Raw genomic sequence first — 17,775 nt, 5'->3', positions numbered from 1 at the left:
ATATTTTACAAAAAAAGACAAATCAGTTGTAATTGCGACAAAGTTATGATACAATCGTTTGAATGGTCTGTGAAAAATATAAATTTGAGGGTAAGGAAGTTTTATGGCAACATCAATTTATGCAAAACCTATTAAGGCAAAAACGATTCTGAAGTTCACTCTGCCAACCGTTCTTATGATGGTTTTTATGTCACTTTACACTGTTGTTGACGGAATCGTTGTTGCGAACTGTGTCGGAAGTGACGCATTGTCCGCAATCAATATTGTATATCCGTTCACGCTCGTATTTATGGCTGTGGGCTTAATGTTTTCAACAGGCTCAAATGCTATAATCGCAAAGAAAATGGGAGAAGGCAAACAGGAGGAGGCAAACCGACTTATGTCCGGTGTTGCAATCACGGCAACGGTCATTTCTGTTATCATTGCTGTGCTGTTCACAATTTTTGCCGAACCCATGTACATGATGTTCGGCTCAAACGAAAAGATTCTCCCCTACTGCATTGACTACGGCAGCGTTATGATTCCGTATGGCTTTGTAATGTGCTGGCAGATGCTCAACCAATCGTACCTTGTAACAGCAGACAAGCCACATATCATGCTTGTTTTCTCGATACTGTCGGGTTGCACAAACATTGTGCTTGACATTCTTTTTATGGCAGTGTGGGATTTTGGAATAATCGGCGCAGGACTCGGCACCATTATCGGAATGGCTGTGGGTGCAATTCCGCTTTTGCTCTTTTTCAACAAGAAGCAAACTCTGCACTTTGGCAAGCCTGAATTCAAGGTCAGTGAAATCCTCTTTGCAATGGCAAACGGCTCGTCAGAGGCTGTGACAAATCTTTCAACAGCCGTGACAACAGCGCTGTTCAACATTCAAATGATGCACTTTGCAGGCGCAAAAGGCGTTGCGGCTATAAGTGCTATTTTGTACATTCACTTTATTTTCACTGCGGTTTCGTTTGGATTCACTTCGGGAGTTTCACCCGTCATCAGCTTTAACTACGGCGCACAAAATCACGAAAAACTGCAAAAGCTGTTCAAATTATGCATAAAAATCACGCTGATAATTTCGGTTGCAATGATTACGGCATCTGAATTTTTTGCAGAACCGCTTGTCGGAATTTTCTCGGCAGGCGACGAAAAAATTCAGCAGATTGCACTCAGCGGATTCAGAATTTTTGCAATAAATTATCTGTTGTGCGGAATGAATATTTTCGCATCGGGACTTTTCACCGCACTCAACAACGGCAAGATTTCAGCCGTAATTTCAGTTGCAAGAACGCTTGTTTTCGAGTGTGCCGCAATGCTGATTTTGCCGATGTTTATAGGCATAAACGGTGTATGGTCGGCATTGCCCGTTGCAGAATTGTGTGCCGTTGCAATTTCCGTAACATTTATAATTGCCAATGCAAAAAAATACCATCTGGTCGGTGTACCACCGCACCCCGTTCGTGCAGACAGTTTGTGATATCAAAAACATATTATGTCCGAGTGTAGCATTGTAACCATTTGTACAAATAAACGCAAAAAATCCGAGCATCAAAACAATGCTCGGATAATTTTTTACAACATTAAAGCTCAATTAAAATCAAAATCAGATTGCACGAACTCTGATTACGCCGTCAACTGCTGCGATTTTTGCAAGGTCATCTGCACCGGCGCCTGCAACATCAATAATTGTGTAAGCATAGTCGCCACGGCTCTTTGAAAGCATATTTTCAACATTGCCGCTGATCTGTGTGAGAACCTTCTTGAGAAGCTCTGGAACATTCTTGTGAGCAACGCAGAAACGGGTATCGTCAGCATTTGTTCTTGCAAGTGAAATTGCAGGATAGTTTACGGAGTTGATGATGTTACCGTTCTCGAGGTACTCCTTAACCTGATCACAAGCCATAACAGCACAATTTTCTTCACTTTCGGGAGTTGATGCACCGAGGTGTGGGAGGCAGATAATATTCTCTTCACCGAGGATATCGTCTGTTCCAAAGTCTGTAACATACTTGGCAACCTTGCCGCTCTTAACAGCCTCAAGAACAGCTGTTGAATTAACAAGACCGTCACGGCTGAAGTTGAGAATACGAACACCGTCTTTCATCTTGGCAATCATATCGGCATCAACCATATCTCTTGTGTCGTCAGTAAGCGGAACATGGATTGTGAGATAGTCGCAATTTACCATAACATCTTCTGCGCTCTTCATGAGCTTAACTGTAGGAGCAAGCTTGAGAGCGTTGCCAACAGACATAAACGGGTCAAAGCCGATTACATTCATACCGAGAGCAACAGCGGCATTTGCAACAAGAATACCGATTGCTCCAAGGCCGATAACACCGAGGGTCTTACCCTTGATTTCGGGACCGACAAACTGACTCTTGCCCTTTTCAACCATCTTACCGACAGCTGCACCGTTGCCCTTGAGAGTCTTTGCCCATTCATAACCCTCAATAACCTTACGGTTTGAAAGAAGAAGTCCTGCGATAACAAGCTCCTTAACAGCGTTTGCGTTAGCACCCGGTGTATTGAAAACAACAATGCCCTGCTCGCTGCACTTATCCTTCGGAATGTTGTTTGTGCCTGCGCCTGCTCTTGCAATTGCAAGAAGGTTATCGGCAAATTCCATATCGTGCATTGCGGCACTTCTTACAAGAACTGCGTCAGGGTTCTGAACATCGTCACCGTATTTATAGTTATCACCGAGACGGCTTGTGCCGATAGCGGCGATTTTGTTTAATGTAAGAATGTTATACATCAAAATCAATCCTTTTTAATTTTTTATTTTAAGAATTTACAATAACAGGCGAACAGCGTTCGCCCGTTATATCATAATATTCAATAATTACTTGTTTTCAGCCTCGAACTTCTTCATAAACTCAACGAGTTTTTCAACGCCCTCATAAGGCATAGCGTTGTAGATTGAAGCTCTCATACCGCCGACTGTGCGATGACCCTTGATATTAACAAGACCGTTTTCAGTAGCCTCTTTAACGAATTTAGCATCAAGGTCAGCGTCACCTGTAACGAACGGAACATTCATAAGCGAACGATCCTCGGGAACAACAGTACCCTTGAAAAGCTCTGAAGAATCGAGGAAACCGTAGAGAAGGTCAGCCTTCTTCTTGTTGATTTCATACATCTTATCAAGACCGCCAACCTCGTTCTTAATCCACTCAAGAACAAGCTTTGCAATATAGATTGTGTAGCAAGGCGGTGTGTTGAACATTGAACCGTTGTCAGCGTGAGTTTTCCAGTTAAGCATTGTAGGAGTGATATCCATAGCGTTGCCGATAAGATCCTCACGAACGATAACAACCGTAAGACCTGCCGGAGCCATGTTCTTCTGTGCGCCTGCATAGAGAACGCCGAATTTTGAAACATCAATCGGTCTTGAAAGAATACAGGAAGAAATATCTGCAACGAGCGGAACATCACCTGTGTCGGGAAGCTCGTGATAAACAGTACCGTAAATTGTGTTGTTCATGCAAATGTAGAAATAGTCAGCGTCCTTTGTGAATGTTGAAGGATCAAGCTTTGGAATGTATGTGAAGGTCTTGTCAGCCGATGAAGCAACAACATTAGCCTGACCGTAACGGGCAGCCTCTGCATGAGCCTTTTTAGCCCACTGACCTGTAATAACATAATCAGCCTTACCGCTCTTTGTCATAAGGTTCATAGGGATAGCCGCAAACTGTGTTGACGCACCGCCCTGAAGGAAAAGAACCTTGTAGTTGTCAGGAATGTTCATAACCTCTCTCAAAAGAGCCTCTGCACCCTCAATAATTGTACCGTAAATTTTTGAGCGGTGTGACATTTCCATAACGCTCTGACCACTGCCTTCGTAGTCGAGCATTTCTGCCGCTGCTTTTTTAAGCACAGACTCAGGCAGCATTGAAGGACCTGCCGAAAAATTATATACTCTTGCCATTTCTGATATCTCCCTTTTTAAAGAAAATTTAAAAATATAGTTGTAAAAATAAATACATTTCAATTATACGCTTTTAGCACGCTAAAGTCAATAAATTCATAGCACTAAAGCATAAAAATCGAAAAATTTCGTGATTCTGTTGTGCAAATTAATCAGCCAAGCTTAATTTTGCCGATGCAACCAACGATTTCATCTCTCATACGCTCAGCCTCTTTACGAGCGGCAACGGCAAAATCATCTTCTGTAAGCCCCTGCTTTTTCCATGCACACATAATGCCGCGGCTTGAGTTGATGATTGCACCAAGACCGTTTTCGTCAAATGCGTTTTTAACATCATCGGCACCGCCGCCCTGAGCACCGTAACCGGGAACAAGGAAAAATGTGTGCGGAAGTTTTGCTCTCATTTCACCGAGCTGTTCGGGATATGTTGCACCCACAACTGCACCTACTGCCGAATAGCCATGCTTACCCATAAGGTCTTCGCCCCAGCCTTCGCACATCTTGCCCATATGCTCATAAACGCTCTCATTTGTTTCAAGCTTCATATCCTGAAGTTCGCCCGAGCTTGGGTTTGAAGTTTTTACAAGAACAAAAATGCCCTTGTCGTCCGAATCGCAAATTTTTGCAAGCGGCTTTATACCGTCTGTTCCGAGGTAGCCGTTTACCGTGAGTGCGTCTGCACCGAATGCGTCAATACTTTCGCCTGCAACATCCGTATGACCGAGGTGTGCCGTAGCATATGCCTCCATAGTTGTGCCGATATCATTACGCTTGCCGTCTGTGATAACGAACATACCCTTTGACTTTGCATAAGCGATTGTGTCGCAAAGAGCCTTAACACCCTGCCAGCCGTACATTTCATAATATGCAGCCTGTGGCTTTACGGCAGGAACAATATCATAAAGTGCGTCAATAAGCGCCTTGTTGAATTCAAAAAGTGCAGCAGCCGCACCCTCAAGCGTCTTGCCATACTTTTCAAAGCATTTTGTTTTGATTGATTCGGGAACATAGTCAAGCTTAGGGTCAAGACCTGCAACCGTAGGATTCTGCATTTTTACAATATTTTCGATAAGTCTGTCAAATGCCATAGTGATTCTCCTCATTTTTTGTTATTCTTTCTATGGTCGGGCAAACAATTCATATCCCGACTGCAATATCTTTTTTACAATGCTGTTGTTCGCCCCTACGAATTATTATTTTTAGCTGTTGATAATATCATAAAGTTCATTTGAGAACTTGTAATAATCCTGTCTGTCCTCTTTTACGAACTGAATTGCAGGACGGGGATGTGTGTTGTACTGACCTGTGAGAAGGTACGGAATATCGTAACCCCACTTAACGCCCTCAGCCTTAAACTTGTGGGTGTACTCCTCAATGATTTTGAGAATAGGAGCAACCTGATACTTCGGGTTCTTGAGGAAACCGAGAAGAAGTTCAAGCGCACAGTTGCCTGCGCCTCTGCCCATGCCGTCAACGGTTGCGTCAAGGTAGCTGACACCCTGAGTCATAGCCTCAATTGTGTTGGCAAAAGCAAGCTGCTGGTTGTTGTGAGCGTGAATACCGACCGACTTGCCGTACTTGTCGGCAATTGAGCAGTAAAGGTCTGCAAGTCGTCTTGACTCCTCGGGATAGAGTGCGCCGTAGCTGTCAACAATGTAAAAAGCGTTTACTGGAGTTTTGCCGAGAGTTTCAAGAGCCGCTGTAATATCCTCGGTTCTTGCCTTTGAAACAGCCATAATATTGATTGTTGTTTCGTAGCCCTTCTTTGCAGCGTCCTCAATCATTTCAACAGCCGCAGGAATTGCGTTGATGTATGTTGCAACTCTGATGAGGTCAATCGGGCTGTCCTTCTTTGCGATAATATCCTTCTTAAAATCTGTTCTGCCGACATCAGCCATAACAGCGATTTTAAGAGGAGTCTTGTTGTCGCCTACAATTTTTCTGATATCTGCATCGTTACAGAATTTCCACTTACCGAAATCTTCTTCGTTAAAGATTTCCTTTGATGCCTTGTAGCCGAATTCCATATAATCAACACCGGCTTTAACATTTGCATTGTAAAGATCCTTGATAAATTTGTCGTCAAATCTGAAATCGTTACAAAGACCGCCGTCACGGATTGTTGCGTCTACTACTCTGATGTCCTGTCTTACCGACAGGAGGTCGCCTTTCTGTGCCATAATTTTACTCCTTTATGTCAAATAAATTTTCTGTTTATTTACCGACAGTCATTGACTGTCATTTTAACCGATTGGCGAACACGGTTCGCCGCTACAGTATATCATTATCTTTAATTTCGCACTATTACTTGCGGGCGGATAATATCCGCCCCTACGGGTTTTATTTGCTCAATCTTCAAAAACTACCTTACCGCCGAGGATTGTCTTTTTGACCTTACCTGTGAGGGTTCTGCCTTTAAACGGGGTGTTTTTGCTTTTGCCGTGAAGTTTACCAACATCAACTGTCCATTCTTCATCGGGATTTATAAGAACAACATCGGCATTTGCACCGACTGAAAGTGTGCCTGCGTTGATTTTCAAAATCCTTGCAGGATTAACACTCATCTTCTCAACAAGCTGTGAAAGCGTCATTCTGCCTGTCTTAACCAGGTATGTGTTGCAGACCGCAAACGAGGTTTCCATGCCGATTGAACCGTTGGGGGCTTTTACAAAATCAGCCTTTTCCTCGGGTGTGTGCGGTGCGTGGTCGGTTGCTATGGCATCAAGTGTGCCGTCACAAAGCCCGTTGATAATCTCGTCAACATCAGCCTGAGTTCTGAGAGGCGGATTCATTCTGTAATCAGCGTCACCTCTTAAAAGCTCCCTGTCCGTGAGCGAAACATAATGCGGAGCGGTTTCGGCGGTCACCTTAACACCTCTCCTTTTGGCATCACGGATAAGCGCAACGCTTGTTTTGGTGCTGACATGGCAGATATGAATAGGCTCGTTAAGAGCGGCGGCAAGTGCAATTTCTCTTGCAGTTCCGCAGTCCTCGGCACCGGCAGGGATTCCCTTGACACCGAGCTTTTCCGAAACTTCGCCCTCGTTAATTTTACCGCCGTCGGCAAGAAACAAGTCCTCGCAATGTGCGACAATTGTCATTCCAAGCTTTGGAGCTTTTTTCATTGCGTCACTCAAATACTTTGTGTTTTCAACAGGTCTGCCGTCATCGGTAAGTGCTATTGCACCTGCACTTTTCACAGCGTCAATGTCTGTGGGTTCTTCGCTTTTAAGCCCCTTGGTAACGCTTGCCGCAACATAAACACGGCTGTCGGCGTCTTTAGCTTTGTCAAGAATATACTTTACAATTTCGGGGCTGTCGGTTGTGGGATTGGTGTTAGGCATTGCAAGCAGGCTTGTAACACCGCCTGCGGCAGCCGCCTTGCATCCCGTGATAATATCCTCTTTGTGAGTCTGACCGGGATCACGAAGATGCACATGCATATCAACAAATCCCGGAACGGCACAAAGGCCGTCTGCGTCAATAATCTCTCCGTCTGATGTAATGCCGCTGCCGATTTCGGCAATCACACCGTCCTTTATGAGAATATCTGTTTTTTCGTTAAGCTTGTCGGCAGGGGAAACAACCACTGCGTTTTTAATTAGCATTTCCATGTTTTTCCTCCGTTAAGAAAAGAAATTATCTTCTCTTGTTTCTGTTTGCAGGGCGGTGATTCTGCTGTGGGCGGCGGTCGGTTCTGCTGTGAACCTGAACAAGTCCGTCACTTTCGCCTCTTTCGGCACGCATTCTTGCACGCTCTGCCTTTTGTTTTTCTCTCTCTCTTCTCTCTTCCTCTGCCTTTTTGCGTTTGGCAATTGCACGCTTATGCTTTATCATTATTGAAACATTCTTGCAGAAATATCCGCAGTGAATGCCAAAATTCTTAACTCCGCCTGCAAAGTCCCTGAGAGCGTTACTGATGTTTTTGCCTACATTGGCAAGAACCTCTTCCGTTGACCGTTTATCATTCGGTTCACCCTCGGTTTCTTTATTATTCTCTTTTTCAAGAGCGTTCTGCTTTACGGTTTCTGCTTTTCTTTCAACCTCGCCGATAACATCAACGTCCTCGGCATCTCTGAGGTCTGAGCTTTTGATAACCCCCATTGACTTTTTGGGAGCTTCGTCAAAAAAGTCATAACCGCTGTCAAACTTGTTTTTCTTAGCCTTTGCCCTTACAAGCTCCTCATCATCAACCTCTTCCCCGGTTTTCTCCTCGGGATCGTCACTGCCGAAAATGATGTTTGCGTACTTGTCAACCTTTTTTTCAAGCGGATGCTTTTGTTCGGAAACCTCCTCGGTTTCTTCAACATCGGCATCGTCCTCACGGTCGATATCGTCAGGCTCGCTTGTTTCAAAAAGATCGTGTTCGGGTTCGGGGATAACGAGTGTAGGACCTGACGAAGAGCTTATGTCCTCGTGTTTTTCAGGTGTTTCTGCGTTATCTTTTTCGTTTTCGTCAATTTTTTCGGGTTCAGTCTCTGAGGTATCTGCTGCGGTAGGCTCCTTTTTTTTTTCGTCCTCCGTGCTGTTTTCCTCGTAACCGTAGTTGTTTTTATATGCCTCACGCTCAAGCTCACTCTTGTAAGCCTTTGCGGAGTTGATTATCTCGTCAATTTCTTTTTCCTTGGCATCATCCGTGTCATAACCAAAGTTTGAATACTCACTTGTAATTTCTTCCGGTTCTTCCATATTTTCGATTATCGGCTCGGGAGCATATCTTCTGCCCGGCAAAGCCGGTTCTTCTTCAACCTCTTCCGCATATTTCTGCTTTTTCTTTGAGCGTTTATCGGGCTTTTCGGGAGAATCGTCAAAATTGTCAATGTCGTAGTCCGTACCCTTTTCACCGAGTTTATACTTGACTGCAAGCTCCTCAAGAATAGCGTTATTCTTCTTAGCCTTTTTATGCTTTCTGATTCTCACGGCAAAAATTATGATGAGAACAATCAAAATAAGGATAACAACACCGCCGCCGATGATTATGTACGGAATAAATCCCTTTGAAAACGGCAGGTCGCTGAATTTTACCGAAGATACAATTTGGGAAAAAGTATCGTAGTCAACGGTTGTAACATCACCCTCTGTTTTCTGCATTGTGATATTAATGTTCATACCGTCATAAACCGTGTTGGCAACAAAGGTTTTCACATCGCCCTTACTGCTCTGAGCAGTTGCGTCAAACACAAGCCACACAACTTTTTCTTTTTGGTCGGGAGTACAGCTCCGATACTCATCGGAATTAAGAAAATTGTTGCGTATATTTGAAAGCTCGCTTGAAGAAAGCTGGGCATAGTTGCCGACATTCTCGCTGCTTTCATTTTTTGTCATTGTCACGGTCAGAATAACCGATGACATATTATCCATACCCTGAAGATAGATATTTCCGTTCTGAAAGGTTTTCATTGTTGTGTCATAATCAAGACCGAAAACGGAAAAATATTTATCTGTGCTTTTACTGTCCCTTGTAACAGCGCTCATACCGTCAGGCATTGAAAGCGTCATATCGTCAATCTGCGGAATCTCGTAATCTTTTGTTGCGCCCGAACAGGCAAAAATACCGCAAAATACCGTTACGGCACAAATTGCAAGCGTTACAGCTCTTTTAAAAACAGTTTTCATCATGTCCGTATATTCCCCCGAAACTAAATTAGATTCATCAATACTGCTTTTTAGAATGTATATCTAATTAATTATACATAATCTGTCAAAAAAATACAAGGTTTTTACCGCTGAAATTTGAAAACAAGAGCACCCTATTCGTGAATACAGTATGATATTAAAGAACATATTACGCCTGAGCGTGCATAAAATTGAAAATTGAAAATGGAAAATGGAAAATTATGGTCGAGAAGACAATTCGCAAGAATGCAAAACATTGTCGCCCGACTGTTTTTGTATATTTTTGTTATATACGGAAGTTGTTGCAAAACTGTATGTACGGATATTATCCGCCTGCAGATAACCACGCAAAGATTTGTACAAATTAAAATTATATAAATAAACATTCACTTTCATATAAAACAAAAATTGCATCAATGCCGTATCGGGCATCAATGCAATTTCTTTATCTGACTATCTTCTCGAATTGACTGCGGTGGCACACCGCCAACCGAAATTTTACATTTTCAATTTTCAATTTTCAATTAAATACAAGACCGCCGTTTATTCTACAGTAACCGACTTAGCAAGGTTCTTTGGCTTATCGGGATCAATACCTCTGTTGATTGATGTGTAATAAGCAAGAATCTGGAGCGGAACAACCGCTGTAATCGGCATAAGAAGCTCGTCTGTATGCGGAATTTCGATAACATAATCCGCAACACCGTCCTTGAGTTCTCTTACACAGGCGTCTGTACAAACAAGAATAACCTTCGCTCCTCTTGACTTAACCTCAACAACATTGCTGATTGTCTTGGGGATAATACCTGTTTGAGTTGCAACGGCAATAACGGGAACATCCTCGTCAATAAGCGAAATTGTGCCGTGCTTCAACTCGCCTGCGGCATAGCTTTCTGAGTGAATGTACGAAACCTCTTTGAGCTTGAGCGAACCCTCCATTGAAAGGGCATAGTCAAGACCTCTGCCTATGTAAAGCAAGCTGTCGGTTGCAACAAGCTTTGTGGCAACGAACTTGCAGATATCCTCGCAGTTGTCGATTACATACTGAACTGCCTCAGGCATTTTTGTAAGAGCCGAAACAAGTCGCTTGCACTCGGCTGTGCTGATTGTTTCCTTTGCAAGAGCAAGCTCAAAGGCAAAGAGATACATAACGGAAAGCTGTGTGATGTATGCCTTTGTTGACGGAACGGAAATTTCGGGACCTGCGAGTGTGTAGATGAGCATATCCGCCTCACGGGCAATTGAACTGCCCTTTGCGTTTACGATTGCAAGAGTTTTTGCACCCTTCTGCTTTGCAAGACGCATTGCGGCAAGGCTGTCGGCTGTTTCGCCCGACTGTGAAATGATGATTACAAGGTCGCCCTCGCCTACAATCGGATTTCTGTAACGGAACTCGGACGCAATGTCAACATTTACGGGAACTCTTGCGATATCCTCAATAACATACTTGCCGACCATACCTGCATGCATGGCAGTACCGCAGGCAACGATTGTGATATTTTTGAAATTCTTGATTGTTTCCGTTGTGATGCCGCATTCCTCCAGGAACGGAAGTCCCTCTTTGATTCTCGGCATAATCGTTGTTCTGATAGCCTCGGGCTGTTCGTTGATTTCCTTAATCATAAAGTGCGGATAACCGCCCTTTTCGGCAGCCTCCATATCCCAGTCGGCTGTCTGAATTTCCTTTTCAATCGGATCAAGGTGTTCGTCAACGAACGAAACACCGTCAGGTGAAAGTGTTACGATTTCATCATGGTCAAGAAGATAATAATCCCTTGTGTACTGAAGAATTGCAGGAACATCGGACGCAATAAAGCACTCGCCTTCTGCAACGCCTACGATAAGAGGACTTTCACGGCGAACCGCAAAAACTCTGTCGGGGAAATCCTTGAACATAATTCCGAGTGCAAACGAACCCTTAAGCTCAGCCATTACACTGTCAATTGTTTCAAGAGGATTTCCGTTGTATTTATAGTCGAGGAGCTGAGCAACAACCTCTGTATCTGTGTCGCTTAAAAAAGTTCTTCCCTTTGAGATGAGGAAGTCTTTAAGCTCCATATAGTTTTCAATAATACCGTTGTGAACGATTGTAACCCTTGTACCGCTGTGTGGATGTGAGTTTACATCCGAAGGCTCGCCGTGGGTTGCCCAACGGGTGTGACCTATGCCGACATGACCTTTCGGAGTGCCGACCTCTGCAAGCTTATCCTTTAAGTCCTGAAGCTTACCCTTGGTCTTTACGGTCTTGATTTCTCCGTTATCAAAAACCGCAATACCTGCCGAGTCATAGCCTCTGTATTCAAGCTTTGTGAGAGCATTAACAAGCACCTCACTGCAATCCTTAGGTCCTACATAACCTACAATACCGCACATAAAATTTCTCCTTTTCGGTTAATCATTGACCTTGTGGCAAAAAGTAGGTACAAGTTCTGCCAAAAGTTCAACTGTCTTTTCACTGTCATTGTTTTCTGCGGTCTTTTTGAGAACCTCAAGCTTTGACAGCATATCTGTTTCGTCTATTTTAATTTGATTTCCTATGAAAATTTTCTTGTTCTGTGTTGACTTAAGACCTTCTTCGTCCATAAGAAGCTCCTCAAAAAGCTTTTCACCCGGACGAAGTCCCGTGAAAATAATCGGAACATCTTTGTACGGAACCTTACCGTACATTCTGATAAGGTTCTCGGCAAGGGTTGTAATCTTGACGGGAGCACCCATATCAAGAACAAAAATCTCACCGCCCTTTGCCATTGCACCTGCCTCAAGAACAAGCGAAACAGCCTCGGGAATAGTCATAAAATATCTGATAATATCGGGATGTGTTACGGTAACGGGCGCACCGTTTTCAATCTGACGGCGAAACAGCGGAATAACCGAGCCGTTTGAGCCGAGAACATTACCGAATCTTGTTGTTACAAATTCGGTATCTGTGCTGTGCTGCGCCTTGTACTGAATAATCATCTCGCACGCACGCTTTGTTGCGCCCATAACATTTGTCGGATTAACAGCCTTGTCGGTTGAAATCATAACAAACTTCTTTGCCTTGTACTTTTCTGCAAGGGTTGCAACATTGAATGTGCCGAAGATGTTGTTCTTTACAGCCTCCTCGGGAACGGTTTCCATAAGCGGAACATGCTTGTGAGCGGCAGCGTGGAATACGAGTTCGGGGCGATATGTCTTGAAGATAAGCTCCATCTTATCGTAATCACGAACCGATGAAATAAGCGTTACAAGGTTAAGCTTTGTGCCGTATTCAAGCACAAGCTCCTGCTGAATGTCATATGCGTTGTTTTCGTAGATATCAACAATGATGATTTGTTTTGGATCATTCTTTGCAATCTGTCTTACAAGCTCACTGCCGATTGAACCGCCGCCGCCTGTAACAAGACAAACCTTTCCGTTGATAAGGTCATGAATCTCCTTTCGGTCAAACTCAATGGGTTTTCTGCCGAGAAGATCCTCAATCTTGATTTCCTTTGCCTGTGAAATAAGCTGTGTATGCCCGTCATCAAACAAAAGCTCACCGAGATAAGGGATAATCTTGATTTTGCACTCTGTTGCGGAACAGTAATCAAGAATCTTCCTCTTCTCATCTTCCTCACATGACGGAACTGCAACAATAATATTGTCTATGCGGTATTCATCACATATTTTAACAATTTCGGGACAGGTTCCGACAACGGGGATTCCTTCGATTTTCTGATTCAGCTTTTTCAAATCATCATCGACAAAGCATACCGGAATGATGCTTTTTGAAGGATTATTAACATCACCCTGCTCTTTCGCATTGTGAATTTCACGAACAATCATTCTGCCGGCATTGCCTGCGCCCACAATAAGGGTGCGCTCTCCGCCCTCTGCCCTTCCTGCCTCGGTAAGGTCAAGAAAAGCCCTTCTGAAAACAAAACGGAATGCAAGAATTCCGACAAGGGCTATTGCGAAATGTACTATACAAAAAATCTTTCTCTGCGGAATCTGCAAAAACAACGAGATTACAAAGCCGAGCGTAAACCCCGAAAAAACGGCAATTCCACACACCATATAGTCCTTTGCGTTAAAGTATCGCCACAATTTTGAATATGTTCCGCTTATATAAAGCGTAAACAGACACATGACAAGATCAATAACAATATAGCTCAACAAGCCTTTGCTTGAAGCAGCACCTATGTAGCCGACAAGCAAGAGAATATAATTTGCAAGAATACCGCTGACAACGATAATAAACACATCTGCGAGAGCCAGAAACATCTTACGCAAATTAATCTTCTTCATAACCCATACCTCTTCTGTTTAACTTTGTGTAAATTTCCCGAGTAACATATAAATACAATTATGATTTATTATACAACAGTGCAAAAGGAATGTCAAACAAAGCAATTCCTAAATCAACTCAAAATCCGACAATCAAAGCACAAGGAACAGTAATAATCAGACTTGTTCGACACACATTTGTTGACAACCGCACAAAACGAGCCTAAAATAATACCATACTTAATATGAGCGGTGAATTGAATGAAAAATTTTTCGATAATCCTCGGAGCAATAATACTTGTGCTGTTTGTAACTCTCGTGATATGGGGCGTTTACTGTGACAACACAATTGCAATCACAAATTACTGTGTAAACAATACTAAGAACGACGCAAAGCTGAAATTTGTTGTCATCACGGACTTGCACAACAAGGAATACGGAGAAAAGAACGCAGACCTTGCAGAGCTTGTAAAGGAACAAAATCCCGATTTTATTGCAGTTTGCGGAGATATGGTCAACCGTGGCGATCCCGACACAACGAAGATGAAAGATGTGCTTGAAAAGCTTTCAAAAATTGCACCCACATACTGTTGTCTCGGCAACCATGAGCGTGACAATGCCGCCAAATTCGGAACGGATTTTAAAAGCGAAACAAATTCAACAGGCGCTGTATTGCTTGATAATGAATACATAAAATTCACCAAAAACGGCAAGAGTGTGCTAATAGGCGGAATGAGCGACTACCCTTATTATGAGTTCTACACTCCCGATGACGATGTTCCGTCAAGAACGCTGTGGGAAGAATTTGCCGAAAAAGCAAAGAACAATTTCACAATTCTTCTGCACCACCAGCCCGAATACATTGCCGAGGACGCAAAGAAAACCGACATAGACTTAATCGTCTGCGGTCACACCCACGGAGGACAGATTCAATTGCCGTTCATCGGCGGAGTAATCGCTCCGAATCAGGGACTTTTTCCGAAATATGACAAAGGCGAATTTGACCTTGACGGCACAAAAATGATTGTCTGCGCAGGTCTGAGCAACACCGTATTCATCCCCAGAATCAATAATCAAGTTGAAATAGGTGTTGTGACGGTTGTATAACATCGGTTCTCCCCTAAAAGTATACATTTACTTTCATATAAAGCAAAAATTGCATCAATGCCATATTCGGGCATCTGATGCAATTCTTTTATCCGAGTATCTTCTCGAATAGATTGCGGTGGCACACCGCCGACCGCAATTTTCAATTTTCCATTTTCAATTTTCAATTTAAAAAGCTCTCGCCTTGAAGCGACTGTTTTCACGAACCGAGAACGGTGGCTCGCCGTCAGTTCTTCTCGCTGTAATTCCTAAGTTCCGCAGGAGTTCTGCCGTATTCGGACTTGCAGAACAGGATAAACGAATTTACATTCGGAAAACCGTTTTCAATCGCCGCCTGTCTGACGGTGATTTTTTTGTTTCTCAAATCATCAATAGCGTGTTCAAGGCGAACACGGCGAAGATACTTTGAAAATGTTTCCTCTGTTTTATCCTTAAAATATTTTGAAAAATGAGCAGGCGTCATGCCAACATAATTGGCGATTTCATTGAGCGTGATTTCGTGTTTGTAATTATCGTGCATATATCTGATAGCACTTTTGGCGCAGTCAAAATCATCAGCCTGAGAACCGTGAACATATTGTATATCGTTGTCAATGCAATCACGGATGAGATAGTACGCAACGCTGTACATCACCGCTCTTACCTTCATGCTGATAAGCTTGCTCTCGTACTCTTCATATCCGTGGAATATGTCCATTGCTTTTCTGATAAACTCAAGAGCTTCGCCCTCGGGTTGTTTGAAACTCGGCACAATATGCGGATCGTCAACATACGGTGCAATTGCCTTTGGAATGATATTGAGCATAACAGCCTGAGTATCCTCACCGATGTCCTCATAGGAATGAACCTCCTGACTGTTAAGAACATAGACATCGCCCGCATTGAGAATAATTTCACTGTCAAGCTTGTTAAGCCTTACCTTACCTTTTTTTATATAGGAAATTTCATATGAACCATGCCACCTGAGTCCCGATTCAAAGGCAGCTTTTTTGTCCGGATATCTTGTAACCCTGCCGCTGTAATACGGCTCGGGCGGTAACAACACCTTCTTGTACTTCATGGTTTCACCCTTAACTCAATTAAAATCAATCAATTGTTAATAACATAGTCAGCGCAAAAATAAATATATTTAAGATCCGCAATTACCGCAGAATGGTCTGTTTTTACTACAACTGTTCTGCGTTCTTTTTTGCTGATTTCCTCAACACAGCGTGCAACATTGCACTTTGAAGGCTCGTAGCCGTACTTTTCAAAAAATTCTTCCGCAGTCATAACAAGAGAGCCGTAGCCCTCAAACATATGCAAAAGAGAATAGTCAATCAGCTTGTATTCATCTTCAATAAGGCTGATTCCGATATCGCAGTTTGTGACTGAACCGATGTAATACGGTGCGTCATTGAGGAACAAGCCTGTCTTGAACGAACCGATTGAAACGGTAAGATCCGAGTTTACCGCCGTACTGCACACACCCGTGTCACCGTTGATTCCGCTGTTGATGTCTGCACTTATAACATAGGCATTTGTCATATTAATCTGCTCAACCGCTTCAAGCATTTCACCCTTTAATTCACCCGAAAAGCCTGTTCCGAGCAGACAGTCAACTACAATGTCAAATCCCGTGAAAGCCGCCTGTGACATCGGCATCTCCTCGGCACCGAGCGACATTGCGGTTTTATAATAGTAAAGGCCGTCCTTTGAAAAGCCGTCGCTTGCTCTGAAAATTGTCGGTGTAAAGCCGTTTTTGCATAAAATACAGGCGAGCGCATAACCGTCGCCGCCGTTGTTGCCCTTACCGCAAACTATGGCAACCCTGCCCACAAACTTTGCCGAATTAAAAATCCCCTGTGCGGCTCTGTACATAAGCTCCGCCGAAGGAGTATGCTCCGCAATCGTCCTTGCGTCGCTTTTTCTCATATTTTCAACCGAAACGACCTGAACAAATTCCATATTATATTCCTCCGCTTTCTGAAATTTCCATAGCCTTATCCGCCGTTTGCGGCATTGTAAGCCGTCATAACAGCACTTTCATCCATATTACAACCGAGCAAAAACAACGGTGTGTCCTTAAAGAACTCATCAAGCAATTCAAGCAGCTTTTCCATTCTGCTCCGCTCAACATCAATAACCGTTGCCTCAAGCAACTGTTTCATAACCTGCGACGGCAACACCCTGACTGCCGTGTTCTCTTCTGATCTCTGAAGAATATACACAGCCTTAACGGGTGCTTTTGTATTTGTTCCTATGTCAGCTTTCCCCATCCACGGAGTTCCGTAAGCATAAAATTTTCCGTCACATTTTCGTATAACCGGCTTGTCATCGTTAATCATCGTCACCCTGTTGCCAAAATGCCTTCGCCACAGAGCCGTGTGGGTAGACTTGCCCGTTCCGCTGACTGCCGAAAAAACATAGCCCTCACCGTCAAGCTCAAGACAGGACGAATGAAAAAAGAATCCGTCAAATCCGTCAAGCACGGCGTTGCAGAATTTTGAGAGTATCAGAACATCCTCCGCACCTTGTTCGCTGAGGTTGTCGGAAAGCCTGAGACGCTCACGGATTTCGTCATCCGAAACCGATATCGCAATGTCGGTCTTTCCCGATTCATTCGACTTAACGGCATAGCTTTCAAGCCGTTTCCTGCATATTTTAAATTTTGGATTAACTTCAACATTCAAATCAGCTATTCTGTATATCGGCATATCTGCTCCGCTAAATACTATAATGAAATATTGTAACACAAATTAATGTTTTTTGCTACGGCGAAATGAATAAATATTATTTTACCTTTTAGTGCAAGTTGTTCATTCGCACAGCTTTAAAGGCAAATATTGCACAATATAAGCCGTGTTATTTTGTAACAATGCACATACAGCTTATTTTTTATT

Annotated in this window: 13 protein-coding genes; 2 read left to right on the top strand and 11 right to left on the bottom strand. The window is 43.3% G+C overall.

The window, feature by feature from the left end; translation table 11 throughout:
- The first annotated feature begins 103 nt into the window (after positions 1–103).
- On the top strand, positions 104–1,468 hold the full coding sequence (locus WMO31_RS06400; RefSeq protein ID WP_117949796.1) for an MATE family efflux transporter: 1,365 nt from the start codon (positions 104–106) through the stop codon (positions 1,466–1,468).
- Positions 1,469–1,594: 126 nt separating this feature from the next.
- On the opposite strand, the gene WMO31_RS06395 is transcribed toward WMO31_RS06400, so the two are convergent.
- The 8 genes from WMO31_RS06395 to WMO31_RS06360 all read right to left on the bottom strand — a co-directional run bounded on the left by WMO31_RS06395 (position 1,595) and on the right by WMO31_RS06360 (position 13,807).
- Complete coding sequence (locus WMO31_RS06395; RefSeq protein ID WP_046433413.1) at positions 1,595–2,749, bottom strand: 3-phosphoglycerate dehydrogenase family protein; 1,155 nt, start codon at positions 2,747–2,749, stop codon at positions 1,595–1,597.
- An 87-nt stretch (positions 2,750–2,836) separates the two neighbouring features.
- Positions 2,837–3,922, bottom strand: a complete 1,086-nt coding sequence (gene serC, locus WMO31_RS06390; RefSeq protein ID WP_015522906.1) for a 3-phosphoserine/phosphohydroxythreonine transaminase — start codon at positions 3,920–3,922, stop codon at positions 2,837–2,839.
- 152 nt (positions 3,923–4,074) lie between these two features.
- Positions 4,075–5,010, bottom strand: coding sequence for an orotidine-5'-phosphate decarboxylase (gene pyrF, locus WMO31_RS06385; protein ID WP_015522907.1), 936 nt, complete (start codon positions 5,008–5,010; stop codon positions 4,075–4,077).
- 111 nt (positions 5,011–5,121) lie between these two features.
- Complete coding sequence (locus tag WMO31_RS06380; protein ID WP_155131341.1) at positions 5,122–6,102, bottom strand: aldolase catalytic domain-containing protein; 981 nt, start codon at positions 6,100–6,102, stop codon at positions 5,122–5,124.
- Between the two features lie 168 nt (positions 6,103–6,270).
- Positions 6,271–7,536 (bottom strand): dihydroorotase, encoded by a 1,266-nt coding sequence (locus tag WMO31_RS06375; RefSeq protein WP_117979738.1) that lies wholly within the window; start codon positions 7,534–7,536, stop codon positions 6,271–6,273.
- A gap of 25 nt (positions 7,537–7,561) precedes the next feature.
- Entirely contained in the window at positions 7,562–9,541 is a 1,980-nt protein-coding gene (locus WMO31_RS06370) for a hypothetical protein (RefSeq protein ID WP_367999405.1), read from the bottom strand.
- A 540-nt stretch (positions 9,542–10,081) separates the two neighbouring features.
- The gene (gene glmS, locus WMO31_RS06365) at positions 10,082–11,911 is read right to left on the bottom strand and encodes a glutamine--fructose-6-phosphate transaminase (isomerizing) (protein ID WP_367999404.1); all 1,830 of its coding nucleotides are present in this window, start codon (positions 11,909–11,911) and stop codon (positions 10,082–10,084) included.
- An 18-nt stretch (positions 11,912–11,929) separates the two neighbouring features.
- Positions 11,930–13,807 carry a polysaccharide biosynthesis protein gene (locus WMO31_RS06360; RefSeq protein ID WP_367999403.1) on the bottom strand — a complete coding sequence of 626 codons (1,878 nt, stop codon included), beginning with the start codon at positions 13,805–13,807 and terminating at the stop codon, positions 11,930–11,932.
- Positions 13,808–14,047: 240 nt separating this feature from the next.
- On the opposite strand from WMO31_RS06360, the gene WMO31_RS06355 reads away from it, so the two are divergent.
- Positions 14,048–14,893: a metallophosphoesterase gene (locus WMO31_RS06355; RefSeq protein WP_304011273.1), complete on the top strand. Its 846-nt coding sequence runs from the start codon at positions 14,048–14,050 to the stop codon at positions 14,891–14,893.
- Between the two features lie 226 nt (positions 14,894–15,119).
- Here the strand turns inward: WMO31_RS06355 and WMO31_RS06350 are convergent, their stop codons facing one another.
- The 3 genes from WMO31_RS06350 to WMO31_RS06340 are packed head-to-tail and all read right to left on the bottom strand — an operon-like array spanning position 15,120 to position 17,589.
- Complete coding sequence (locus tag WMO31_RS06350; protein ID WP_367999402.1) at positions 15,120–15,953, bottom strand: AraC family transcriptional regulator; 834 nt, start codon at positions 15,951–15,953, stop codon at positions 15,120–15,122.
- Between the two features lie 29 nt (positions 15,954–15,982).
- On the bottom strand, positions 15,983–16,840 hold the full coding sequence (locus WMO31_RS06345) for an NAD(P)H-hydrate epimerase (protein WP_367999401.1): 858 nt from the start codon (positions 16,838–16,840) through the stop codon (positions 15,983–15,985).
- 35 nt (positions 16,841–16,875) lie between these two features.
- A complete protein-coding gene (locus WMO31_RS06340; RefSeq protein ID WP_367999400.1) occupies positions 16,876–17,589 on the bottom strand; it encodes a hypothetical protein in 714 nt (237 codons plus the stop codon).
- Positions 17,590–17,775 lie beyond the last annotated feature (186 nt).

The organism is Ruminococcoides intestinale (assembly GCF_040095935.1).
Taxonomy (GTDB): Bacteria; Bacillota; Clostridia; order Oscillospirales; family Acutalibacteraceae; genus Ruminococcoides; species Ruminococcoides intestinale.
The sequence above is the reverse complement of the archived record's forward strand: the minus strand, read 5'-3'. Positions and strand labels throughout refer to the sequence as shown.

Coding starts and splice junctions, on each gene's coding strand:
- pyrF (WP_015522907.1), bottom strand. CDS start 5,010: ATGGCATTTGACAGACTTATCGAAAATATTGTAAAAATGCAGAATCCT.
- WMO31_RS06350 (WP_367999402.1), bottom strand. CDS start 15,953: ATGAAGTACAAGAAGGTGTTGTTACCGCCCGAGCCGTATTACAGCGGC.
- serC (WP_015522906.1), bottom strand. CDS start 3,922: ATGGCAAGAGTATATAATTTTTCGGCAGGTCCTTCAATGCTGCCTGAG.
- WMO31_RS06345 (WP_367999401.1), bottom strand. CDS start 16,840: ATGGAATTTGTTCAGGTCGTTTCGGTTGAAAATATGAGAAAAAGCGAC.
- WMO31_RS06360 (WP_367999403.1), bottom strand. CDS start 13,807: ATGAAGAAGATTAATTTGCGTAAGATGTTTCTGGCTCTCGCAGATGTG.
- WMO31_RS06395 (WP_046433413.1), bottom strand. CDS start 2,749: ATGTATAACATTCTTACATTAAACAAAATCGCCGCTATCGGCACAAGC.
- WMO31_RS06375 (WP_117979738.1), bottom strand. CDS start 7,536: ATGGAAATGCTAATTAAAAACGCAGTGGTTGTTTCCCCTGCCGACAAG.
- WMO31_RS06400 (WP_117949796.1), top strand. CDS start 104: ATGGCAACATCAATTTATGCAAAACCTATTAAGGCAAAAACGATTCTG.
- WMO31_RS06370 (WP_367999405.1), bottom strand. CDS start 9,541: ATGATGAAAACTGTTTTTAAAAGAGCTGTAACGCTTGCAATTTGTGCC.
- WMO31_RS06380 (WP_155131341.1), bottom strand. CDS start 6,102: ATGGCACAGAAAGGCGACCTCCTGTCGGTAAGACAGGACATCAGAGTA.
- glmS (WP_367999404.1), bottom strand. CDS start 11,911: ATGTGCGGTATTGTAGGTTATGTAGGACCTAAGGATTGCAGTGAGGTG.
- WMO31_RS06340 (WP_367999400.1), bottom strand. CDS start 17,589: ATGCCGATATACAGAATAGCTGATTTGAATGTTGAAGTTAATCCAAAA.
- WMO31_RS06355 (WP_304011273.1), top strand. CDS start 14,048: ATGAAAAATTTTTCGATAATCCTCGGAGCAATAATACTTGTGCTGTTT.